This window comes from Leptospira saintgironsiae (assembly GCF_002811765.1).
In the GTDB taxonomy this organism is placed as follows: domain Bacteria; phylum Spirochaetota; class Leptospiria; order Leptospirales; family Leptospiraceae; genus Leptospira_B; species Leptospira_B saintgironsiae.
This window is the reverse complement of record NZ_NPDR01000001.1, coordinates 905,053-927,035: the sequence shown is the minus strand read 5'-3', so window position 1 is coordinate 927,035 and position 21,983 is coordinate 905,053. Positions and strand designations below refer to the sequence as shown.

Here is a 21,983-nt window from a genome sequence, read left to right as displayed (position 1 = left end):
TCATCCTAATATCGGCTCAAGAACAAGAATTCCTATTTCAAATAAATCCAGTCATCTGCAACTAACGTGCGAGGTCTTGTAATTGTTTTACCTTCTGGTCCTTCTCCGGAGACTCGAAAGCTTTTAAGGAGAATGTATTCAAATTATATTCTTTGGTAGTATAGTTGTCTTTATTATAAGGAGCGACTAACTCTTTATCAGGTTCTGTGGTCTTTGCGGCAAGGATCCTTCTCATTCCTTCTTCTCCCTGCCCAAACCAATCCGGATCTACTGCAAGATTTACCCTATAACCTCTTAATTGAGTTAGGGCATAAGGGCCCTCATACCCACTTTCTCGGATCAATTTACCGAAAAACAAAAATTCTACTTCTTGCCTTCCTGCATTCAATTTGCCGTCGAAACTCGCCCAGGCAATAGGATCTCCATTTCCTGCATTCACAAGATTGGCTTCTAAATGATAAGTCCCAGCCTTGAATACGTTCACACCAGTTTTCATACTCAAAGAACCGTCTCTCGGAACATCCAAAAAGTAACCGCTCCATTCTGCAGGTTGATAAGGAGAAGAGAAGAAGGAGGACAGGACTTTACCCTGCTTCTTCTCTTTTGTGTATTCAAACTCCACTTCCATGAACATGTCTCCCCAATCCTTGTAGGTTGGCCTCCATTCGAAGGTAAAAACATTATCCTTAGCGTGAGCATCCCCATCTATCCCCTTGTCATTCCCGTCAGGAGGAAGGGCCACAAATTTATTGCCGTCGAATTCTTTCCAAAGTTTTACATTACGAATATTTAATGGAACTTTTTCAAAATTACTCGTATTAAAACATTCTAAGGTGATATGAAGAGGTTCTTTCACACCTATTGCGGCCCATTGTAAAGGTTGTAATTTGCAAGAATAACCGTTTGGCTTTTTATCCTCAGGCTTATCCACCATCGCAATTGGAGAAAGTTGGATAAAATACGGATTTGTTAGATCTTCATTATACTTTGTCAAAGGTCTCGAGTTAGGTGGATACTCAGACCATTCTAAATAATCTTTTAAAACTTTTTCAGGAGGAATGGATTCATCTAGACTTCCTAAGAAGTCAGGATTGTCCGATGCAGAACCACCACCCGGAGGACTTCCTTTCGCCATCCATTCAGCTTTTGCTTTTTTCTCTTCTTCAGACAAGAACCAACCGTTCTCTTCTGCTTCATCCCTTAATAGATAGAAAACCAAGGCAGCTGCGATCATAATGCCAAGGTAGATAAAAATTTTTTTTTGACTCATCTCTAATTTTTCAATGCCCAGTACAGGCTCACCTGTATATGAAATGCGAGACCTTTCTCAACCTTTATTTTAAGAATCATTAAAGAAGAAATTGGCTAACCCTTTTGGACTAATTTTATTAGAACGAATTCTTTTAGGTCTTATTGTTTGGTTTGCCAATCTTCTTATTTTTCACTTACAATTTTATGTAGAATTATTTGGAAATAAATTGTAACTAACACTGCATGCTATTGTAGCGTACGTTATACATTATAATTTTATAATGTTATTTTTGATTTGTATACTTTTTTACATTCAACCCGTTATGTTAAAAAAAGTCCAATCACTTGACTCGAAAAGCCACTTACCCCATACTTGTAGACCGGGAAAATCAAAAGTTAAGGTTTTGGTTTTCCCAAAAGATCGGAGAATAGAGAAGATGAAAAATTGGAAAAGTATGGTATTGGGATGTGTTTTCGCATCGTTATTTGTTGGCTCACTTTCTGCGCAAACCTATACGGTTTTCATTCACGGAAAGTCTGACAGCAACCACAACGGAGTGGGAACTACTGACGTGAATAATTATTGGGGAAGCGCACCGAACTCTGTGTCGGGAAGCAAAATTTTCGTTGGATACGACGGAACTTCTGACCCAAGAAATTATGGATCGGCAAGAGCTCAGACCAATATCACTACGGGCTTGAATACATATTGCAAGGGATCTAATTCCTGCAAGATCGTATGTCATAGCGCGGGTTGTTATGCGATTGAGTATTGGTTATCTAACTTAGGTGGAACTACTTCTAGCAAAGGTTATAATGTAACTAAAGTTACTGCTTTAGCTTCTGCTTCCGGTGGATCCGAGCTTGCTTCTGCTCTGAATGGTATTACATTCGGATTCGGCGGTAACGCAATGGATAAATCCCTAATTGTTGGAACTGCTCGTGGAGCTTACAACCACAACAACACTGCAGGTATCACTGTATACCAAGTACCAGGTTATAAAGGTATGGCTGGTGCATCCCTGATTCTTCCAGGCGAGGACGATTACGCAGTCGCTTTCCATTCTTCCTGTGCTTATAACAAGTCGGGCGGAGTTAGCGTTTGCCAATCATCGTTGACTCAGAGCGAAGGTATTTGGCCGTTCAACTCGAACGTTACCTATACTCAGTTCCAAGGTCACACGAGAGCTCCTTCTGTAGGATCTTCCGGATTATACTTGAACCACAGTGAATTGAAAAACGAAGGCTGGAGATAATCCAATCCAAAATAGCGCGTCGAAAAAGCGGCGCGCTATCGTTTATGAAAATTTTAACCGTCTTACTCCCCTTATTAATATTCCACTGCTCACAAATACAATGGAGACCTGCAAGTCTTGCGGTCGAAAGAGGCTGGTCTGAAACCGGCAAAAATATAGTCCAAACTGAAGTGATCTACGAAGAGAAGGATGCATGGAATCCTTTAAGCGGAACCACTCATAAAAAGAATTACAGAACTAAATTTAGAATTTATGAAATATCAGGACCCGGCAACGATTCCGGAGATCCTCCAATTTATTCTTATGAAATAGGATCTTGGACATTACCAGGATCAGTTTATTTCCATTCCGCAACCAATCGTTTGTTTTGGATCCAAGGCACAAATGACGAATACGGCGCATCAATTCGTTTCCCTGCGGTTTGGTCCCCGAAAGGATTTCATTCCTTCGAACCTAAAAATTTTCAAAAAGAAAACCAAACTATCTTTCAATTCGTACCTTCTCCAGATGGGGGGAAGGCAGCAATTATATTAGGAAAATTGAAATCGGATCTGGAAATAGAATCCCCTACACTGATCATAGCTGATGTAAATGGACAATCCTCTTCTTATGATAGATCTTACTTTGAGTTCCAATTAACAAAATGGGAAGAAACTCCTGAATTCAGGATACGTTGGTCAGAGAATTCGAATCTTCTTTATGTTCGAGTACAAGACCAAGTTTTCAAAACGAATGAAAAATCTAAAAAATTAGAAGAAGCAAAGGAATTTCCAGTTTGTTTTTATCCTGCTTCTAGTTTCGGACCTGTTGGGATCAGTCCAGGAGGAAGAGGTGGAGATTCGGATATCGCAAGGGATATGGAACCTCCTCCATTTAAACGTTATAAGGATAAACCCTTGGTCAAAAGTTTAAATAAGACCAAGGATTGTAGCCAATAGGTTTCGATTATTTTTCCGAGGCCTTTGTTTTTCTCATTTCTCTAATATACTCTATCACCGCAGGCATTACTGAAATGACAATGATCGCTAGAATAACTATCTTGAAGTTCCTTTGAACAAACTCCAGGTTCCCGAACTTATAACCGCCGAATAAGAAAATAGCGATCCAGACAACTCCGCCGACTATATTATACAAAATGAATTTAGTATAAGTCATACTTCCGATCCCTGCTACGAAAGGAGCAAACGTCCGAACGATAGGGATAAATCTTGCGATGATGATAGTTTTTCCACCGTATTCTTCGTAGAATTGATGAGCCTTTTCTAAGTGCTTTTTATTTAAGAAGGGGACCTTCTCCTTTGCGAGGATCTTATCTCCTGCCAAATGACCAATCGCATAATTAACAGTATCACCTAAGATCGCAGCAATAATGAGAAGTATAAGTAAGATACTAAGATCTAAACTTCCTCTGGCTGCAAATGCACCTAATGCAAATAACAAGCTATCTCCCGGAAGTATAGGAGTTACAACAAGACCGGTTTCACAAAAAATGATCAAGAATAGGATCAAATAGATCCAAGTTCCATAAGCAACGATCAATGCATCCAAATGATTTTCAAGATGTAAGAAGAAGTCTAAAAGATATTTGATAGTTTCCAATTTAAGCTCCGAGAGTCAGATTCAAGGGTCCAGCGGGGAAGTCAAATGTTAGAGCGTACTTCCGGAAATAGACCTGCTTGATCTGGGCCTTGTTTATAAATTTTTGTAGGATAATTTAAACGGATTTTTCCAGAGGAAACTCCTCGCTTGTCGGGTCTGATCCTGGCATCAAATTCTACTGGATCACCCTGTTTCAGATTCTGTTTTCTGAAACGAAAAGAATAATAAAAGTCCTGAGCATAGATAACCTTTCTGCCTGAAACCAGCAGTTTTATGTCTTTGATCAAGATCCTTGCTTTTTCCGGATTGGGATCTATTGAAATAGATTCTACAACCCCTCTGAATCTGGTCCTGATTTTAGGCAAGTTTTGGAGATCTTCTTCCATGCCTTCCATCCGTTAGACCAATTCAAATCAAAAGAATAGTTCCGTACATTCGTTTTTCACTGTCGCCCATTCCTATTTCGGACTATCAGGAAACGTTCCGAATCCGAACCTGGTCCAACTATAGATAGGTCCTACGGAGATATATATGACCAGGTTTCAATTAATAACAAAAAGTTTGAGTTTGTCTGCCCTTCTTTCCCTGAGCTTATTCGCGGGAACAGGTTGTTACACGAATATTCGTCCAGGAGAAGCAGGACTCAGATACCACCCTTTAACAAGCGGGTTACAAAAGGACCTATTGACGAATGCAATTTATTTCTACGCTCCATGGAACGATGTAGTATTATACCAAACCCAATGGACCTCGTACAAAGAGAAAGTGGACGTTCTTACCAGAGACGATTTGACCATTAACGTTGTGGCCGCAGTCATTCTAAGACCTGTTCCAGGAGAAATCTTTAATCTTCAAATAGAGATTGGTCCGGACTATTACGAAAAAGTGGTGCGCCCTCAATTCAGGACATCTGTTCGTAACGCCTTATCCGCATATAGTATGATCAAAATTTCCAAAGAAACACCTAAGGTCTCTCAGGATATTCGCCAAGCCTTGGGAGAAAAATTAAGAGGAAAACATGTAGAAATAGATGATGTGATCATAGACGATATTGAATACAGCCGTCCAATCCTAACCGCGATCGAAGGTAAACTTACGAAAGAACAAGAACAGGAACAGATGAAGTTCGAGATTAATATAGCGAAGAAGGACGCGGAAATTACAGTAATCCATGCAGAAGCTAAAGCAAAATCCACAGTGATTGAAGCAGAAGGAACTGCACAAGCAACTGTGATCGAAGCGCAAGCAAGAGCTAAAGCTCAGAAGATGATTGCAGCCCAGTTGACAAAACAATATATCCAACTAAAAGCTTTCGAAAATCCTAATACAAAACTTTTGTTTGTTCCTACAGGAAAAGATTCTCTTCCTATGATCATAAATACTCCTTCCGACGGACCTAAGGCTATGGACCTTCCTTCCGCAGGAGATAAATAAAGAAGAATATCTATACCTTCCTTCGGATAAGATCAAACGGAGGAAGGTTGTTTATTCCATAATTTTTCGATTAAACGGGCTATATTCTCCAACTCGATCTGGTCCGTTTCGGAAAAATCATCCAATCGATCGCTATCCACATCTAAAACCAAGAATACATTCTCAGAATCGTCTAACGCAGGGATCACTATCTCGGATTTGGATTCTGAACTGCAAGCGATATGCCCCGGAAATTTTTCCACATCTGGGACCAGGATCGTTTCTTTTCTCTTCCAAGAAGATCCGCAAACTCCTTTTCCAAAGGAAATCCTAGTACATGCAACCGGACCTTGAAAAGGTCCCAATACTAATTCTTCTCCCTTTACGAAATAGACACCTACCCAAAAAAATTGGAATGTCTGGCGCAAGGCACCGACTATATTTGCAAGATTAGCGATCAGATCCGTTTCATTTAGAGTTAAACTTTCCAATTGAGGATATAATTCCCGGTATAATGTTTTTCTATCCGTAGTTTCAGTTACGATAATCGATTCGGCCACCTAAATCCCTCTACCAAATACAACCTTTTCCAATTTATACGGATCAAGCATAGAATTCAGTATTCTCAAAATTTTTCCGCAAAACATCCCATTATTTCCGCGCAACGATCAAAATTCTGGAAACGGTTCTGCATGAACATTTCCCAATTCAGCGAAGCCCAACAAGAGATCATACAAGATCATTCCAGATTTTTACAAGTAATCGCCGCAGCAGGTTCCGGAAAGACCAGCACCTTAGTAGGAGTAGTACAAAACGAACTCTCTAAAGGTACAAGCGGAGAAGAAATACTGGTCCTAAGTTTTACTCGAAAGGCCGCGGGCGAGATCAGAGAAAGAATTAAGAAAAAAACTAATATAGATTCAGTAAGAGTTCATACATTTCATGCATTCTGCCTGAGAGCATTGATCACCTGGCATCCTGATTTTAAAAATAAAAGATCTTCTATACTAACTTCTTCTGAAAAGAATTCATTCTTTAGAGAATGGTTCCGCAAAGAATCGGATATCATCGGCGGGATTCCATATAGGCTTTTGATCGAAACTTCTACATTACCTGCCGATTTTCCTCAAACTTGGAAAAGCCCGTTATTAGAAGATTACAAAAACTTCAAACGAAAAGAAGGAAAACTAGACCTGGACGATTTAGTCACAATGTTTTTAGATTCTTTAGAAAATGGAGAATCTTGGACAGAAATTCCAAAGAGAAGTTTGAAAAGGATCTTAGTAGATGAATTCCAAGACACTGATCCGGAACAACTTAGATTTTTAAAATTACTATCGGAACAATCCAGGATTTTGGTTGTTGGAGATGACAGTCAGGGAATTTATTCCTTCAGAAAAGCGGATATATTCAATTTTTTGAATTTTCCTAAAATGTTCCAACCTTGCACTCGAAAATTCCTGAACACGAATTATAGATCCTTACCTAAGATTGTGGATACTTCTTCCATACCTATCTCTAAAAATAAGAACAAAATAGAGAAGAAGGTAATCGCTCACAGAAAAGGAAAAGCAATCGTTTCCAGGCTCAAAATAGATAAGATCCCGGAACTATTTGCTTATTTGGGAGAATTGTATAAGCGAAGTGGAGGAGAATTAAAAATATTATGTCGTTCTAATCATAGGATCAGAGAATATTTGCGTGTGGGAGTTCCACCTGAGCTTTTACTTACGATCCATTCTGCCAAAGGTTTAGAATTTCATACTGTAATTGTGGACTTAGCAGACGGGTGGAATCTCAGAAAAGATTCTCCAGAACATATTAGAGAAGAAGAACATAGAGTTTTATATGTTGGGCTATCTAGAGCCAAGGACTGCCTAATCATCTTGGGTAAAAAGACAGGTTCAGGCAGAGAAACTGCAGAGGACTTATTTTTCTCTTATTTTAAGAGCGAACTTCCAATCTTCAAATCTTGAATCGGAGAATTATTTTAAATCCTGATCTTTTTCTGCAACAAAGTCCAAAGGACATGCTCTCATCTAACGATCCATAAATAAAAGCTCCTATTCAAGGAATCAAAGGATACAAGATGAAAAAGAATACAGAACTGAAAGAAACTCTTGGAAGCGTAAGGGAAATTATCTCCGACAGCAGCTTCGACAATCCCGCTTATTTAGGGATCGCATATTTTATCCGAGATCTATTCTTCTTCTCGGTCACTATATTCCTGCTTTGGAATGTAGAAACTTGGTATTATCTTCCTTTTCTTTGGGCATTTGCAGGATTGATCACCGCTTCTCTTTTTATTATAGGCCATGATGCTTGCCATGGATCTTTATTCAAAAATGAAAGACTTGCTTATTGGATCGGACAGATCGCAATGCTTCCTTCTCTTCATGCTTATAACCAATGGGGATATGGACATAATAGAGTTCACCACGGACATACAATCAAGGTAAAAGGTGATTTCGTATGGCATCCAGTAACTCCTGAACAATATAAAAATTTTGGAATATTCAGAAAGGCATTTCATAGACTTTCCTGGTCTGCATTAGGAGGAGGGATCTATTATCTGGTAGAAATCTGGCTAAAAGGAATGGTTCTTTTTACAGCTCCAATGAAAGAAGCTCTCAGGGATAAATTGTTAATGCTTACATTTGCATTCGGTTCTGCAGGCGCTGTTTTCTATTTTGGGGGAAACACTCCGACTGGATTTGATCTTGGGCTCGGAACTTGGTTTTTCCTAAAAGTTTGGCTTCTTCCTTTTATTTCTTGGAATTATTTTATCGGAGTTACCGTATATGTGCATCATATTCGTCCGGAAGTTCCTTGGAAAGAGGCGGATGATTGGACTCCTTTTTACGGACAAATGAGAGGAACAGTAAATTATCATGTGCCCAAATTGCTGAACTTCTTCATGCATAATATTTTCATCCATTCTCCTCATCATGTTCATATGAAAATTCCTTTCTATAAATTGGGCCAGGCTTTGGAAGAGATCAAAGTACATTACGGAGCTTATGTGGTAGAAAGAAAATCCGTTTGGAAAGACTATATGGAATCCACATCCAAATGTAAACTGATGGATCCAGATACCGGAAGATGGATGACCTACTCGGAAGCATTTAACGATGAGGATGAGTCAGAGCCTGAATTAGAAACTGCTGCGACTTAAAAATTTCATTTTTAAACGATTGGGAATTGATTTTTAAGGGAAGCCAGCAAGTCTGATTTCCAGAATGAAATTTTTCCTGATCGAATTAGAATATTTAGTACCCCTCGAAAAATTAGACCAAGCGGTCCCTGCTCATAGAGAGTTTTTACAAACCTTGTATGATGTTGGGACCTTTCTTCTGTCCGGACCTAAAGAACCGAGAAATGGCGGAAAGATCATCGCAAAGTCGATCTCCTTAGAAAAGATCAGCGAATTAATGAAAGAAGATCCGTTTGCGAAATTAGGCTACGCAAATTATAAATTCACTGAGTTCCATCCGGTAAAACACCAGACATTCCTAAAGAGTTGGTTAGAAGGCTGAAGAAAAAAACCGCCTCCCGACCCCTTTCGGAGCACGGGAAGCGGGGAGCAAAGTGATTGGATGGGTGCTAGATTGTTATCAGAGCTGCATTCGCAAGCTCGTATCCGCCAGTTTGGTCAGGATGAAAATCTTTTTTGAAATATAGAAGTGCCGCACTAAAAAGTTGAGGATATAAGATCCTTCCGATCTTGCGGGCAGACTTCATGTCTTGGAAATATTTGCGGAATCCTACTTTCTTATCAGTTAAAAGGAACCAATGTTGCAGACTTAAAGCATATCCCCAGAACATGAAGGATGCTACGATGAATCCCATAATTCTTAAGAAATGACTTTTAGAAACTGTTTGAAGAACATCGTAAGCAACTGATTTATGCTCTATCTCTTCGCAAGCATGCCAAAGAAGTAAGCTTCTCATTTCGCCATACGCATCATCATGGAAATTATGGCGGATTGAAATTTCAGCCATACTAGCTGTATAATGTTCTAAACCTGCAGTCACCGCGAGTTTCAATTTTTTACCAAAGAAAAATTCGAATACTGGTAAGAAAAAGCTAAAAGCAGTCCATTTATAAACCTTCTCCATAAGAGTGATAGGTCTTCCTTGGCCTTTCAAAATTTCTAGGATCTTTTCATGCTCTTTTCCGTGTTGAACTTCTTGTCCGATAAAAGATTTCACTCTGGAAGAAAGACCAGGATCTTTCACTTGATCAGCAAAAGCTTTTACACTTTTGATAAAAAATCTTTCTCCTTCCGGAAATAGAATATGATACGCATTCACAGTGTGGGTCATGAATGAATTATTTGCGATATAGTGGTCCGGTAAATTTTCCAGACCTTCGAAATTCATCTTACGAACCGTAGGAGAATTTGCATCTATTGATTTTAGATTTTTATTCTTAGTTTGGGTACTCATTGTATTCTCCTTAAATAGTTGCTAATGCAGCGTTTGCGAGATCGTAACCGCCTGTTTGATTCGGATGGAAACCAGGTTTGAAATATAATAAAGCCAATTTTCCGACTTCTATAACGATCAACCTAGCGTAAGAACGAGCAGAGATAAGATCTGAAAAATATCTTTTGAATCCAATCTTAGGATCAGCAAATATAAACATATGCTGAAGAGTGAATGCATATCCCCAAAACATAATGGAAGCTACGATAAACCCGAAAGTTCTTAAGATATAATTTTTAGAAACTGTTTGAAGAACATCATACGCAACAGATTTATGCTCTATCTCTTCACATGCATGCCAAAGAAGTAAATTTCTCATTTCTCCTTCTGCTTGTTCATGAAGTCCGAATCTTAAGGTAACTTCTCCCAAAGATGCAGTATAATGTTCCAAACCTGCAGTCACCGCAAGTTTCAACTTTTTACCAAAGATAAATTCTAAAACAGGCCAGAAGAATCCGTAAGCAGTCTTATTATAAAAATTCAGGATTTTAGAAACTGGACGTCCTTGTTTTTCCAACATCTCAAGGGCTTTTTCATGCTCTTTTCCGTGTTGTACTTCTTGTCCGATAAAACCTTTAATACTATTTTGTAATGCAGGATCCTTCACTTGATCCGCGAAAGCTTTTACGCTCTTAATAAAAAATCTTTCTCCTTCTGGAAAGATCACATGGTACGCATTTACCGTATGGGTCAGGAAAGAATTCCCTGCCACGTAATAATCTGATAATTGGTCCAACCCTTCGAAGTCCATCTTACGAACGCTTGGAGACTCGCCGTTGATCGGCTTAATATTCCGTTCTTTTTTTTCTGCCTTCACTGACATTTCCATCCCCCCTGTTTTTTTCGGGTTTCGTGAGGCTTACTATAAACCTTTGCAAACGGATCTGCCCGCCGATCCCGGAAAACCCTCGCCGATTTCGAAATCGGCCAGAAAAACTAGGAAATTTCTTCCAGAAAGCTCTTTTTATAACACTCGTTTTATGAAAAACCGGCGATCAAAGCGGTAAATTTTAGAATCAGTGGACCTTCTTCTTTTTATAAAAATGCACAGAGGAGCTTTCTTTTAGAGAGGATGGAAACTTCTTCTTGGAAGCATTGGAAACAACAAAGGCTTTACGCTGAGCTTTGGACCTAAATACTGACTATTACCGGGGGATTAGCTCAGCTGGTTAGAGCGCTACCTTGACATGGTAGAGGTCACTGGTTCGATCCCAGTATCTCCCAGGGTTTTATTCATACCCTTCTTCTTATAACCCCTTAAAAACAAAAAAGCCTCCGAATTCGGAGGCTTTTCCATCTTAACACTTTAAGAAAGCATTAATCTTTCAAGAAAAGAGGAAGATTCGCAGGCATCTTGAATCCTGTCACACTTGCCAGGTCCTTTTTGATCTGCTCTCTTACCATTTTATCATGCTCAACGAGTAACGCTTCTCTAAGAGAATATTCTCCCGCTTTTAGATCCACTTCTCCTACCGCAATTGATGTTCTATATCGAACTAAAGGAGATTCGTCTTTTAAGAAGGCACACATATCATAGAACTTTTGGTTCGCAATCCGATTGATGAATACAATCGCGTTTAGGATTGCAACTTTCGCAAAAGGATTTTTTTCCTTATCAATCGCTGAATTCAATTGAGAGAGTACATCCTTGCGATTTAGATTTTTCAACCCGTCCGCTGCGGAAGCTCTTACATAAAAATTCGGATGGTTTAAAGCGTTTACGATCGCTTCTTGATTTTCCTTTGTATAAGGAAGAAGTCCCACATTTCGGATAATTTCTCCGGCAGCGATCACCAGATTATAACCTTCAGGTGAACTGAATGAAGGATAATCACCTTCCTGAACGGTAGCAGAAATCTTTTTAAATTCTTCCAACATTCCAGGTCCGGCGATATCGGACTCCATCGCTCCCAATGCTTGCGCAATTGTGAACTTTAAGGTAGGGGAATTTTCTTCCGACTTAGGAACATTTACATTTCCCTTTAACGCCTTCAGAAGAGGACGGACAGCCAGTTTGCTACTTACGAATTTTAAATAATCCGCAGCCTGGATCCTTTCTTCTAGGTTGCCGCTTTCCAATTTTTTGACTTGGTCATAAAATAATTGGTCCAACTTCTCATAGATTTGTTCCTTTGCGGAAATCTGAGTAGTCAGTGATAATATGATTCCGAGGACTAGGATTCTTACGGTCGACATGGGTTCCCCCTATGTTGTTTATCGGATTTGGTAAGGTCGATCTTAACTTTAGAAAGCCGCAAATCCCTCAAAGGGGCTCGGATTCCTTGACTCTTTCCGCAATCTTGCGAATTTTCTCCGATAGATCCTCGACAGCCAATTCCTTTTCGCCGCCTTCTTCCAATTCTCGACCCACTTTTTTGAGGTCTTCCTGGATCTGTTCGCTGTTTTCGCTGGCTCTTTGGGCCAAATGGGTGAGTAGGTCTTCTCGGTAACTTTTAACTTCTTCCAGTCGAAGTTCGCCCAAAGCCACCATACTCTGTAGGATCCTATCCATTTTTTCCTTGGTTAGATAGGCAAGACCTATCCCTCCCAGGACCAAACGGCCGAATAATGCGCTGATATCTTTGCCCGTTTCTCGGATCAGGGCGGAAAGCATGTAATTGGAAAATTCTTCGTTTCTTTGACCCAAACTTACTTTAAGAAAGGTCTGGCCTAGGATTTTAGGAGTGATGTCCTGACCGCTCATATTATCGATCACTTTAATCTCTTCGCCCGCGATGATCATCTCGGCGACATCTTCTAGAGTAATCGTTTTGCTGGTTTCGGGATCGTACAACCTTCTGTTTGCGTATCTTTTCAGAACTTTCATTCTTGGTTTTGCTCGTAATCAACGCTTTCAGGACAAGCCTGCAAACTTGTTTTTCTTTCCGATTCCCCTTTCTAGTTGCGGGTTTTCCGCAATGCACCAATTCTAGGATCGGATGAAAATCCCCAAGGTCAAGGAAAAAACCCTTCCTTTGCAAAGAGATGAACTTACTATCCGATGTCTTACTTCTGCACCGACTCAGCTCTGATGAACAAGACTTCCTAGTCGCTTTGTTAAAGTGGAAAGGTATAGATCATCTAGAATGGGTACGAAGTTCTGGGTTTCCCTCTTCCACTAAAGAAGTTCTAGTTTGGAAAAAGGATGCAAGTCCAGAAGATATCCGCTCGGCTCATGATTGGTCTAGAGAAGTTTCTTTGATCGGAAGATTTGATTCTGAAGAAAAGAATTCCTTCGTAAGAGCCGGAGCGACTCGAATCTATGATCTGAATTCTTTTCCGCTGGAAGAATTTCCATTCTTTAAGTTTTCAAAACCGCTACATCCTGAGATGGTAGTACTCACCCAAAGCCCCGATCTTTTTTCCAAGTACAGATCTCTTCTTAGAGCCTGCGGGTCAAACGCACATTGGTGTAAGGATATATTAGGACTTCCTAATATGTTAAAAGAAACCAAACCTGGAGTTCTGGTCCTGGACTCTGAATCTTTTTCAATAAGAGAACTTGTCCCTAAAATGAAAGGACTTTTAGGAACACCTTATTTTCCTCTTAGCTTTTGTTTGATAGATTTTAATAAAGAAAATGTGTACCAAAATTTGGCTACGGGTTTGAAGGATATTGCAAAGGCGTTTTTTGAGCCAAAGGACCTTCTTCTTTTTTTAAGGGATAGACTGGCGCTTGCCTCTCCTCCTAAGGATTCATTTTTCCAAGCAATCGATTGGTCAGGAAGTCCCAGAAATATCAGAGAATACGAGTTTCCGAATGTTCCAGACGGAATGTTAGAAAGAGCGGAAGCTGCCTATTTATACAGGATCCGCCGTTTATTTTTATGGATGGGAGAAGGAGCAAATAGAGGGACTGAGATCTCCGCTTAAGCACCAGCCTCTGATTGTAATTTATCAAAAACCTGTAAGAATAGATCTACTGGTTGTGCGCCTGAAACCGCATACTTCTCATTAAATATATAAAAAGGCACTCCAGTTACTCCCAGCATTTTACCTTCATTCTCTTCCGTTTCTATTTGGGTAAGAAGAGAAGGATCCTTGCGAACTTCTTCTAATTCAGATATTGGGACTCCAACTTGAGTTAGGCTTTCTTGGATAATAGAATCATCAGAAAGATTTTTTCCTTCTGAGAAAAACTTTTGGAAGAATACTTCTGCGAGCTCTCCTTCTTTTCCATATTTTCTGGCCTTACGAATGAGAGCATGTAGAAGGAAAGTATTCGGCTGATGGCCTTGAAGAATATTAGCAAACTCTAATCCATCTTCTTTTGCGATATCGGAAACTCTTTGTGTCATCATTTTTACTCGATCCAAAGAACCGAATTTGCTGACCATATGAGCTTCTCTATCTTCTCCCTGTGCAGGAAGATCAGGATTTAATTGAAATGGTTTCCACTCGACGACAATCTTGTCTTCCGGATGATTAGATTCCCAAGACTCGATTGCTTTCTCTAATCTTTTTTTACCTATATAACACCAAGGACAAACTACGTCCGAATAAATTGAGATACTAGTTTCCAATGCCTTCTCCTGTAATTCTTAGACTTACAGGGAGTCTTAAAATCGCATTCTTTTTTTTGTGGAGAAGAGGATGAATTAATCTTCGTCCAAAAGTTCTGCTGCTTCTATTTCTTCCAAACCACGATTTGGAAATGCCTGCTCATAGAATAACGCCGCAAATAGATCGAAGTCCTCGTCAGCCGGTAGATTTTTTTTCTCCCAGTATTCGTTTCTTCTTTTGATCAGAACTGAGATTGTCTCATCTTCTAAAGAGAATTCTTTTCCGCCTCTATTCATTCTGCGGATAAGCCAGTTCAGATTATGGATAAAAAAGTTTCCCGTGAACTCTAAAGTAGAGAGAGAAGGTTCTCTTTTCATTAGATTTTCAGTATGATAAAGAGGAACTCTTAAGTAGTACGGATCTTTGGTCTGTTGGTATTGTTTGAATCCGTTAGAAATAGATTCGAAAAATGGCCAAGAGTTTGTATAAGAAGTCCTGATCAGTTTTTCTTTTTCAGGATGAAGCCTTGCTATATCCACAAGATCCACAAATTGATCATTTTTCACAGCTTCTCTTAGGATAGAATCCATTGGAGAAGGTCTTGCTTCAGAGTTTACAAGATAAACGTAAAGATATTTGATCTCGTAGGCAAATCTGGATTCTCTTGGAATATAATATTCTATCCAGATTGGTTCTTTATAATAATTTACTAATTCTTCTTCAGGTAAATCAGGTGTGACGCTAAGCGATTTTAACTTTTTAACGTCGTCTGTAATTACTTTTTGGCCGTGAACCCGAGTCCTGGAACGTTTGATCTGTTTCAGTTCCGATTTGTTTAGAAGTGGTTTCGGTTTGTACGAGTCCATCGGAATGATTATCGGAAATTGGAGGTAATAAATTCAAAAATGAGAAGAAAGACCGACTAGTTTTAAGACGATCAGGACCATAAAATTCTTGCCCAGATTAGCCTTAGAAACATGCCTAAAGGACTCATAATTCCGGATTCTGCGAATCTTACCTTCCCTTCTCCATCTAAAATATAAAAACTAGGATAACCTCTGATTCCCCAATCTCTGAGCAACATTGGATTTCCTACAATCACAGGAAAATCAACAGCTTGTTTTTCGAGATAGTCTTTGAGAGCGGAAGAATTTTCTCCTTCTTCTACACTGATGAATGCATAATGGTTTTCATCTTTGAGTGTGGATGCATACCACTTGACCAAAGGAAGATTCGTATTACAAACTCCGCACCAGGTTGCCCAAAAATATACTACTGTGGTCTTACCTTTTATATTCGCCTTTTCACCTATAGGAGTTCTGAATTCTTTACCATCCAGACTCACTACAGGTTCTGTATCCAAGGCTCTAAACCAGGCTAGAAAAAAAGTCGCGGAAAGTAGAAGAGCCAATGCTCCTCCATACTGAAATCCTGACTTGACTCTTTTGTTCATGCCTTAGTTAGACCTAGACTATAATTGAAAAGGAAGACTTTGTCCGGAACCTGAATACATTATCCAAACAACTAACAAAAGCCATAAAAATCCCGCCACAAGGACACCCCAATCAGTTAAAATAGCCTTAGTAGGATTATGGCCCATGTTCTTGATATAGATTATGTACAAAGATCTAAAGATCGCATAGACTACGATCGGGATCGTATACACCATTTTATCTGTGCCCAAATTTTCAATGGTATGGGTGCTGGTAACATACATAACGTAAGTAACCAAGGTCATTGTGGCAACAATTCCCATCATCAAGTCTAAGAAGTTAACAGAATATTCTTCTAAGATCTTTCTGTGGCCTTTGGCTCCTTCTTCCAAGATGATAAGCTCTCCCCTTCTTTTTCCAAATCCCCAATAAAGAGCTAACATGAATGTGCAGAGAAGAAGCCAAGAAGAGAAACTTACTCCAACTACGATAGAACCAGCGATTGCTCTCACTACGAATCCAAAAGAAATGCTCATCACATCTAAGATGACCATATGTTTTAAGAAGCGGCTATAAACTATATTGAAGATGAGATAGCCGACAACCCAGTAAAAGAAATCTGCCTGTAGTTTGAAGGAAAACAGCAGGGTTACAGAAAGTAAAACCGCTGTCAGTAGAAGTGCTATAGTTGGAGAGATTGCTCCTGAAGCTAGAGGCCTATGCTTTTTTTCCGGATGAAGTGCATCTTCTTTTCTATCCAGAAAATCATTTAGAACATATTGGCAACTTGCGGTAAGTGAAAATAGAAAAAACGCGTAAATCGCTCTTTCTACCGATTCTAGGTCTCCTAATTTTTTACCGAATATGATCCCAGCAAATAGGATGATATTTTTAATCCATTGGTGGGGTCTTAAAAGTTTTATATAGGAAAATAACATTCTCTCTCCAGAAATCAGTTCGCTTTAGGGGCCAGATTGATCTGAAATAGAAGGCTTGCAAGGGAATTTTGGCTCTAAAATGGAAGGAGATTTCTCAGGATTTGGAAGGATATTCCACAAGAGACAAAAACAAAAAACTAGTCTGAAAGGATTAAAATCAGAATCTTCTTATTTTAATTTTAAGCTTTACGATTACTCATTGTTAGCTTATTAATTTTCCATTATGAACAGGAAAATCACATACAAGATCGTGGAAAGTAAGGATCCTTTGATCCAAGATGCATTCGATCCTTTAGGAGCAATAGGTTTCGAACTCATTTCAGTAGTTCATGATCTAAAACTGGATCGTTATATCTATTACTTCAAATTGGCAGAGGCTCACCAATTTTCTTAAAAAGAGCAATTATCCTACTTGGATCTTGACTCCATCGTCCTGGGCGCCTAGGGTTCCCAATCCGGAATGGCCAGTAAATGCAATTAGAAGAGTGAATACCCCAACTCTTCCCACATACATAATACAAGGATATAAAAACTTTTCTACTCCAGTGATATAGGGAGTTAATCCTTTCGTTAATCCTACAGTACCAAATGCAGACATGACTTCAAAAAATATTTCCTCTATTCCATGTCTATGCCCGTTCGCAATCGTGATCACTAACATAAAAAATACGATAGATATCGTTGCTAGAAAATAGATCCGAGTAGAGATCGCGATCGAATTTTTGGAAACTTCTTCTCCCATGATGGTCACTCTTGCTTGAGGACTGATCACATTTCGCAAGTACATTAATAGAATTACAAAGGTTGTGATCTTGATACCACCTGCGGCACCCTGAGGACCACCCCCTACGAACATCAAAGAACAAAGAAGTACGTAAGTCGGACTCCTCATTTCAGAAAGATCGAACGTATTAAATCCTGCAGTTCTAGAAGATACCGAAAGGAAGAAGGAGTTAAATAATTTATCTACAAAGTCCAATTTTCCGATTGTCTCAGGATTGTCCCATTCTGACAATAATACCCCAATTCCACCCACATGGACCAATATTATAGTTCCATAAAGTAGAAGTTTCATCTGTATCCTGTTTGCTTCGCCTTTGAGCGCCTTTCTATAAAGAGCGAGTCTTTCTTCTGCCCAGAAAGACATACGGATCAGGATGAGATAGATCCAGGAAGGTTCTTTACCTTCTTCTAATGCACGGGACATGAGATAAGTTTCCATGACCACTTCTACCCTATGCATCACATTTCTAAACGCTTCGAGTAATGTTTTTTCAAAAAATAAGATAACCGGGAAGCCTATACCTCCCATAACTACTAAACTTTCTACCACCAAAAGAGAAAGTGGCTCTTTAGATAAGAATGATAGATCATCTACAATCGAGAAGCCTGCGTTATTGAATGCAGAAACAGAAGTGAATAAACTTAAAAAGAGCCGATTTGGATCTCCAGGCAATCCACTTAGATCTTCTGGCATTGCCCAATACAATAAGAATGCGCCGACCAATTCTATCGAAATCGATATATTCAAAATAGATAATAAGATCCTTCGAACATAAGGGGCATTCGTACTCTTTCCGTCTGTTGATTCGTGGGAATCAATTGCTTCGAATACAAATGCAGCGATCCGAGTACTTCTGGAAAGTCCTCGAACTACTAAGATACCTACAAGCACTGTAAATGTGATAATTCCCAATCCACCAATCTGGAATAAGAACATGATGATTACTTGGGTGGAGAATGCTAACTCACTGATTGTAACAGTGGTCAAACCTGTTACACAGATGGCCGAGGCGGAAAGATAGAATGAATCCGCGTAAGAGATCCTACCTTCTTCCGAAGCATAGATCATAAAGGACCCAACCAAGATCGCTCCTGCAAATGCTAAGCAAAGGATCCTTGCTACGGATAATAGCAAAAATGCCCTGGCAATTCGGTTTACGTTTCGTTTGAGGAACTTAAATGAGCCCATGTATAAGGGCAAAATGCCCTTTCCTGAAACTATTTTGACCCTGGCAAACCCGGGCAATGAATTTCCTTGTCCGGGAAGCAAACCTGCAATCTGTTCTTGGAAAGGATCTTTACAAACGAGGTCCTTTCCGAAAATTGGTAAGAATTAGGGTTCCTTTACCTAGGGAACCCAGTCAGATTAGTATCCACGTAAAGTTCCTATTCTACCCAGTTTAAGGGTTTAATAAGATTTTCCGTGTGAACTTTTAAAGAGGACTCTAATGAGCACTGCAGTTGCGGACTTCAAACCTACCGAAAAACTCCTAAAAACTAGGAACATCGGAATTTCCGCCCATATCGATTCAGGGAAAACCACCCTGACCGAGAGGATTCTATTCTATACTAACCGTATCCATGCGATCCACGAAGTTCGTGGTAAAGATGGAGTCGGTGCGAAAATGGACAGTATGGAATTGGAGCGCGAGAGAGGAATTACCATCCAATCCGCTGCTACTTACTGCCAGTGGAAAGACTATACTATCAATATCATTGATACTCCGGGCCACGTGGACTTTACCGTTGAGGTAGAGCGCTCCTTACGGGTTCTGGATTCCGCTATCTTAGTACTTTGCGGAGTTTCCGGAGTTCAATCCCAGTCCATCACTGTGGACAGACAGATGCGCCGTTATAATGTTCCTCGTGTAGCTTTTATTAATAAGCTAGACCGTACAGGAGCGAATCCTTTCCGCGTGATCGACCAATTACGTGAGAAGTTAAAACATAATGCTGTTCCAGTTCAAATTCCAATCGGCCTCGAAGGAGACTTAGCAGGAATCGTAGACTTAGTTACGATGAAAGCCGTTTATTTCGAAGGAAAAGACGGAATGGAAATCACTGAAAAAGAGATTCCTGCGGAATTACAAGAACTTGCTAAGAAGAAGAGAGAAGAACTCTTAGATGCAGCTTCTATGTTCTCAGACGAATTGACTGAAGCTATGCTGGAAGGAGAACCTACAGTAGAGCAAATCAAAACCGGGATCCGCAATGGAGCGATCTCTTTGAAACTGACCCCAGTTTTCATGGGTTCTGCTTTCAAGAACAAGGGAGTTCAAAAACTTCTGGATGGAGTTTTGGATTACCTGGCTTCTCCTGTGGACGTTGTTAACTCCGCTTTGGACGTTAAAAACGAATCCGAAAAAGTAGTATTACCTTCTGATAAAGACAAACCACTCGTTTGCCTCGCATTCAAACTCGAGGACGGACGTTACGGTCAGTTGACCTATGTTCGTGTCTACCAAGGAAAGATCCAAAAAGGGATGACCATCTACAACATGTCGAACAACAAGAAACATAACGTTGGTCGTCTATGTCGTATGCACTCAGATGAGATGGAAGATATCGACTATGCAGAAGCTGGTGATATCATCGCATTATTCGGTATCGATTGTGCTTCCGGGGATACTTTTACCGACGGAAAAATGAACGTTTCCATGGAATCCATGTTCGTTCCTGCTCCGGTAATCTCTCTTACAATCGAAGCTAAAGAATCTAAACACTTGAACAACCTTGCAAAAGCCCTTAACCGCTTCACCAAGGAAGATCCTACGTTCCAAACTCACGTAGACCAAGAATCCGGACAAACCATCATCAAAGGGATGGGAGAACTTCACCTCGAAGTTTATATCGAAAGGATGAGAAGGGAATACGGAGTGGAGCTGATTACTGGTGCTCCTCAGGTTGCGTATCGTGAAACTATCACTGCTCGCGCGGACTTCGACTATACTCACAAAAAACAAACGGGTGGTCAAGGTCAGTTCGGTCGTGTTGCAGGATTTATCGAGCCGATCCCATTGGAAGAAGATAAGAATTACGAATTCGTAAACAGTGTAGTGGGAGGAGCAATCCCTCGCGAATTTATCTCTTCTGTAGATAAAGGATTCAAGAGTTGTTTGGATCGTGGAAGTATGATCGGATTCCCTATCATCGGGGTAAAACTGACCATCAACGACGGTTCTTACCACGACGTGGACTCTTCCGATATGGCATTCCAGATCGCAGGACGCTATGCATTCCGCCAAGGTTTCAGCAAAGCAAATCCTCAGATCCTTGAGCCTATCATGAGAGTAGAAGTTGACGGTCCTGCGGAATTCCAAGGTCCAATCCTTGCTTCCCTGAACCAAAGACGAGGAATGATCCTAAACACTACTGAGCAAGACGGATATTGCAAAGTGGAAGCTGAAGTTCCTCTTTCTGACATGTTCGGATATTCTACTGTGATCCGTTCTTCTACCCAAGGAAAAGCGGAGTTCTCCATGGAATTCTCTCGTTACGCTCCTGTTCCAAGAAACGTAGCAGAAGAATTGATGAAAAAGTACAAACCAAACTCCAAAGACGAAGATTGATCTTAAGCCAACTCTTTCTTTTTGGAAAAAAGGGAGCCAATCCGGCTCCCTTTTCTTTTTGGTAGGGAACAAAATTTGCCGATATTTTAGAGTATGTGGGAGTTCCATTTCATTCGTCTGATATGTTTCGGAATGATCCTCATTTCTTTTCCTTCTCAAATTAATTCCGCGGGAACTCCATTAAAGATCCATACTGTCCAACCGAAGGAGACTGCATTTTCTATCTCCCAAAAGTACAAATTGGATTGGAGAATGCTTCTGGAATGGAATGGTAAAAAAGAAAACGAAGGTTTGAAGGTGGGAGAAAAACTGAAAATCCCCCAAAATCTGTCCTACTCTTCTAAGATCGAAAAAAATTTGCCTGAAGAAGCACCTTCTTCTGTAAATCCTAAGTTCCATTCTCCTTTAAAAGTACTTCCTCCTGTTTCACTTCCGTATTCTAATCTCTCTTATTATCCGAATAAGGGAGTCCTGTTTAAGGCAAGCAGACATAAAGACGTACATCCGATCCGGTCCGGCAAAGTAGTTGTACTGGACCAAATGGACGGTTACCGGAAATATATTATTTTAGAGCATAAAGGCGGATACTCCAGCGTGTATGCAAATCTCAGATCCGTTTCTGTCAAAGAAGGCGAAACGGTAAAAGCAGGAGATTCCTTAGGAGAATTGGAAGAAGGTAAAGGACTTTATTTCCAGATCAACCAAGGCACTAAAGCTGTGGATCCGATCCCACTTTTGAAATACTGATCG

The 21,983-nt window shown here is 40.0% G+C and carries 23 protein-coding genes and 1 tRNA gene; 11 read left to right on the top strand and 13 right to left on the bottom strand.

Annotated features, from left to right (window positions below):
• Positions 1–61 precede the first annotated feature (61 nt).
• A complete protein-coding gene (locus tag CH362_RS04330; protein WP_100709077.1) occupies positions 62–1,270 on the bottom strand; it encodes a DUF4785 family immunoglobulin-like domain-containing protein in 1,209 nt (402 codons plus the stop codon).
• 418 nt (positions 1,271–1,688) lie between these two features.
• On the opposite strand from CH362_RS04330, the gene CH362_RS04325 reads away from it, so the two are divergent.
• Together CH362_RS04325 and CH362_RS04320 are read left to right on the top strand one after the other, a co-directional pair.
• Positions 1,689–2,507, top strand: a complete 819-nt coding sequence (locus tag CH362_RS04325; RefSeq protein WP_100709076.1) for a hypothetical protein — start codon at positions 1,689–1,691, stop codon at positions 2,505–2,507.
• 44 nt (positions 2,508–2,551) lie between these two features.
• Positions 2,552–3,445, top strand: coding sequence for a hypothetical protein (locus tag CH362_RS04320; protein ID WP_100709075.1), 894 nt, complete (start codon positions 2,552–2,554; stop codon positions 3,443–3,445).
• A 7-nt stretch (positions 3,446–3,452) separates the two neighbouring features.
• Here CH362_RS04320 and CH362_RS04315 read toward each other — a convergent pair whose 3' ends face one another.
• Positions 3,453–4,106 carry a DedA family protein gene (locus CH362_RS04315; RefSeq protein WP_100709074.1) on the bottom strand — a complete coding sequence of 218 codons (654 nt, stop codon included), beginning with the start codon at positions 4,104–4,106 and terminating at the stop codon, positions 3,453–3,455.
• Between the two features lie 41 nt (positions 4,107–4,147).
• Positions 4,148–4,492, bottom strand: a complete 345-nt coding sequence (locus tag CH362_RS04310; protein ID WP_100709277.1) for a hypothetical protein — start codon at positions 4,490–4,492, stop codon at positions 4,148–4,150.
• A 145-nt stretch (positions 4,493–4,637) separates the two neighbouring features.
• Between CH362_RS04310 and CH362_RS04305 the strand changes: the two genes are divergently transcribed.
• A complete protein-coding gene (locus tag CH362_RS04305) occupies positions 4,638–5,540 on the top strand; it encodes a prohibitin family protein (protein ID WP_100709073.1) in 903 nt (300 codons plus the stop codon).
• 32 nt (positions 5,541–5,572) lie between these two features.
• Here CH362_RS04305 and CH362_RS04300 read toward each other — a convergent pair whose 3' ends face one another.
• A complete protein-coding gene (locus CH362_RS04300) occupies positions 5,573–6,079 on the bottom strand; it encodes a GAF domain-containing protein (RefSeq protein ID WP_100709072.1) in 507 nt (168 codons plus the stop codon).
• Positions 6,080–6,211: 132 nt separating this feature from the next.
• On the opposite strand from CH362_RS04300, the gene CH362_RS04295 reads away from it, so the two are divergent.
• The 3 genes from CH362_RS04295 (at position 6,212) to CH362_RS04285 (ending at position 9,055) form a co-directional block, all read left to right on the top strand.
• A complete protein-coding gene (locus CH362_RS04295) occupies positions 6,212–7,495 on the top strand; it encodes a UvrD-helicase domain-containing protein (protein ID WP_100709071.1) in 1,284 nt (427 codons plus the stop codon).
• A gap of 113 nt (positions 7,496–7,608) precedes the next feature.
• Complete coding sequence (locus tag CH362_RS04290) at positions 7,609–8,694, top strand: fatty acid desaturase (RefSeq protein WP_100709070.1); 1,086 nt, start codon at positions 7,609–7,611, stop codon at positions 8,692–8,694.
• Between the two features lie 64 nt (positions 8,695–8,758).
• Positions 8,759–9,055, top strand: coding sequence for a YciI family protein (locus CH362_RS04285; protein ID WP_100709069.1), 297 nt, complete (start codon positions 8,759–8,761; stop codon positions 9,053–9,055).
• A gap of 67 nt (positions 9,056–9,122) precedes the next feature.
• On the opposite strand, the gene CH362_RS04280 is transcribed toward CH362_RS04285, so the two are convergent.
• Together CH362_RS04280 and CH362_RS04275 are read right to left on the bottom strand one after the other, a co-directional pair.
• Positions 9,123–9,968, bottom strand: coding sequence for a metal-dependent hydrolase (locus tag CH362_RS04280; RefSeq protein WP_100709068.1), 846 nt, complete (start codon positions 9,966–9,968; stop codon positions 9,123–9,125).
• A 10-nt stretch (positions 9,969–9,978) separates the two neighbouring features.
• Positions 9,979–10,830 (bottom strand): metal-dependent hydrolase, encoded by an 852-nt coding sequence (locus CH362_RS04275; protein ID WP_100709067.1) that lies wholly within the window; start codon positions 10,828–10,830, stop codon positions 9,979–9,981.
• A gap of 327 nt (positions 10,831–11,157) precedes the next feature.
• Here CH362_RS04275 and CH362_RS04270 point away from each other — a divergent pair.
• Positions 11,158–11,231, top strand: a tRNA-Val gene (locus CH362_RS04270).
• Positions 11,232–11,324: 93 nt separating this feature from the next.
• Here the strand turns inward: CH362_RS04270 and CH362_RS04265 are convergent.
• Both CH362_RS04265 and CH362_RS04260 read right to left on the bottom strand, forming a co-directional pair.
• Positions 11,325–12,203, bottom strand: coding sequence for a HEAT repeat domain-containing protein (locus tag CH362_RS04265; protein WP_100709066.1), 879 nt, complete (start codon positions 12,201–12,203; stop codon positions 11,325–11,327).
• Positions 12,204–12,270: 67 nt separating this feature from the next.
• Positions 12,271–12,834 (bottom strand): polyhydroxyalkanoate synthesis regulator DNA-binding domain-containing protein, encoded by a 564-nt coding sequence (locus tag CH362_RS04260; protein ID WP_100709065.1) that lies wholly within the window; start codon positions 12,832–12,834, stop codon positions 12,271–12,273.
• 158 nt (positions 12,835–12,992) lie between these two features.
• On the opposite strand from CH362_RS04260, the gene CH362_RS04255 reads away from it, so the two are divergent.
• Entirely contained in the window at positions 12,993–13,880 is an 888-nt protein-coding gene (locus CH362_RS04255; protein WP_100709064.1) for a hypothetical protein, read from the top strand.
• Here the strand turns inward: CH362_RS04255 and CH362_RS04250 are convergent.
• The 4 genes from CH362_RS04250 to CH362_RS04235 form a co-directional block, all read right to left on the bottom strand.
• On the bottom strand, positions 13,877–14,530 hold the full coding sequence (locus tag CH362_RS04250; protein WP_100709063.1) for a DsbA family oxidoreductase: 654 nt from the start codon (positions 14,528–14,530) through the stop codon (positions 13,877–13,879). The two genes, CH362_RS04255 and CH362_RS04250, sit on opposite strands and share 4 nt — an antisense overlap.
• 75 nt (positions 14,531–14,605) lie before the next feature.
• The gene (locus CH362_RS04245; protein ID WP_100709062.1) at positions 14,606–15,376 is read right to left on the bottom strand and encodes a hypothetical protein; all 771 of its coding nucleotides are present in this window, start codon (positions 15,374–15,376) and stop codon (positions 14,606–14,608) included.
• Positions 15,377–15,447: 71 nt separating this feature from the next.
• Complete coding sequence (locus CH362_RS04240; RefSeq protein WP_100709061.1) at positions 15,448–15,963, bottom strand: redoxin family protein; 516 nt, start codon at positions 15,961–15,963, stop codon at positions 15,448–15,450.
• Between the two features lie 18 nt (positions 15,964–15,981).
• Complete coding sequence (locus CH362_RS04235; RefSeq protein ID WP_100709060.1) at positions 15,982–16,881, bottom strand: decaprenyl-phosphate phosphoribosyltransferase; 900 nt, start codon at positions 16,879–16,881, stop codon at positions 15,982–15,984.
• A 223-nt stretch (positions 16,882–17,104) separates the two neighbouring features.
• Between CH362_RS04235 and CH362_RS19230 the strand changes: the two genes are divergently transcribed.
• Complete coding sequence (locus CH362_RS19230) at positions 17,105–17,275, top strand: hypothetical protein (protein WP_165780211.1); 171 nt, start codon at positions 17,105–17,107, stop codon at positions 17,273–17,275.
• Positions 17,276–17,284: 9 nt separating this feature from the next.
• On the opposite strand, the gene CH362_RS04230 is transcribed toward CH362_RS19230, so the two are convergent.
• Positions 17,285–18,853, bottom strand: coding sequence for a TrkH family potassium uptake protein (locus tag CH362_RS04230; protein ID WP_100709059.1), 1,569 nt, complete (start codon positions 18,851–18,853; stop codon positions 17,285–17,287).
• A 259-nt stretch (positions 18,854–19,112) separates the two neighbouring features.
• Here CH362_RS04230 and fusA point away from each other — a divergent pair, with 259 nt between their 5' ends.
• The gene (gene fusA, locus CH362_RS04225; RefSeq protein ID WP_100709058.1) at positions 19,113–21,233 is read left to right on the top strand and encodes an elongation factor G; all 2,121 of its coding nucleotides are present in this window, start codon (positions 19,113–19,115) and stop codon (positions 21,231–21,233) included.
• 93 nt (positions 21,234–21,326) lie between these two features.
• On the top strand, positions 21,327–21,980 hold the full coding sequence (locus tag CH362_RS04220) for an LIC_10271 family cell wall hydrolase (protein WP_425269011.1): 654 nt from the start codon (positions 21,327–21,329) through the stop codon (positions 21,978–21,980).
• Positions 21,981–21,983 lie beyond the last annotated feature (3 nt).

Coding starts and splice junctions, on each gene's coding strand:
- CH362_RS04330 (WP_100709077.1), bottom strand. CDS start 1,270: ATGAGTCAAAAAAAAATTTTTATCTACCTTGGCATTATGATCGCAGCT.
- CH362_RS04325 (WP_100709076.1), top strand. CDS start 1,689: ATGAAAAATTGGAAAAGTATGGTATTGGGATGTGTTTTCGCATCGTTA.
- CH362_RS04320 (WP_100709075.1), top strand. CDS start 2,552: ATGAAAATTTTAACCGTCTTACTCCCCTTATTAATATTCCACTGCTCA.
- CH362_RS04310 (WP_100709277.1), bottom strand. CDS start 4,492: ATGGAAGAAGATCTCCAAAACTTGCCTAAAATCAGGACCAGATTCAGA.
- CH362_RS04305 (WP_100709073.1), top strand. CDS start 4,638: ATGACCAGGTTTCAATTAATAACAAAAAGTTTGAGTTTGTCTGCCCTT.
- CH362_RS04295 (WP_100709071.1), top strand. CDS start 6,212: ATGAACATTTCCCAATTCAGCGAAGCCCAACAAGAGATCATACAAGAT.
- CH362_RS04290 (WP_100709070.1), top strand. CDS start 7,609: ATGAAAAAGAATACAGAACTGAAAGAAACTCTTGGAAGCGTAAGGGAA.
- CH362_RS04285 (WP_100709069.1), top strand. CDS start 8,759: ATGAAATTTTTCCTGATCGAATTAGAATATTTAGTACCCCTCGAAAAA.
- CH362_RS04280 (WP_100709068.1), bottom strand. CDS start 9,968: ATGAGTACCCAAACTAAGAATAAAAATCTAAAATCAATAGATGCAAAT.
- CH362_RS04275 (WP_100709067.1), bottom strand. CDS start 10,830: ATGTCAGTGAAGGCAGAAAAAAAAGAACGGAATATTAAGCCGATCAAC.
- CH362_RS04265 (WP_100709066.1), bottom strand. CDS start 12,203: ATGTCGACCGTAAGAATCCTAGTCCTCGGAATCATATTATCACTGACT.
- CH362_RS04260 (WP_100709065.1), bottom strand. CDS start 12,834: ATGAAAGTTCTGAAAAGATACGCAAACAGAAGGTTGTACGATCCCGAA.
- CH362_RS04255 (WP_100709064.1), top strand. CDS start 12,993: ATGAACTTACTATCCGATGTCTTACTTCTGCACCGACTCAGCTCTGAT.
- CH362_RS04245 (WP_100709062.1), bottom strand. CDS start 15,376: ATGGACTCGTACAAACCGAAACCACTTCTAAACAAATCGGAACTGAAA.
- CH362_RS04240 (WP_100709061.1), bottom strand. CDS start 15,963: ATGAACAAAAGAGTCAAGTCAGGATTTCAGTATGGAGGAGCATTGGCT.
- CH362_RS04235 (WP_100709060.1), bottom strand. CDS start 16,881: ATGTTATTTTCCTATATAAAACTTTTAAGACCCCACCAATGGATTAAA.
- CH362_RS19230 (WP_165780211.1), top strand. CDS start 17,105: ATGAACAGGAAAATCACATACAAGATCGTGGAAAGTAAGGATCCTTTG.
- CH362_RS04230 (WP_100709059.1), bottom strand. CDS start 18,853: ATGGGCTCATTTAAGTTCCTCAAACGAAACGTAAACCGAATTGCCAGG.
- fusA (WP_100709058.1), top strand. CDS start 19,113: ATGAGCACTGCAGTTGCGGACTTCAAACCTACCGAAAAACTCCTAAAA.
- CH362_RS04220 (WP_425269011.1), top strand. CDS start 21,327: ATGTGGGAGTTCCATTTCATTCGTCTGATATGTTTCGGAATGATCCTC.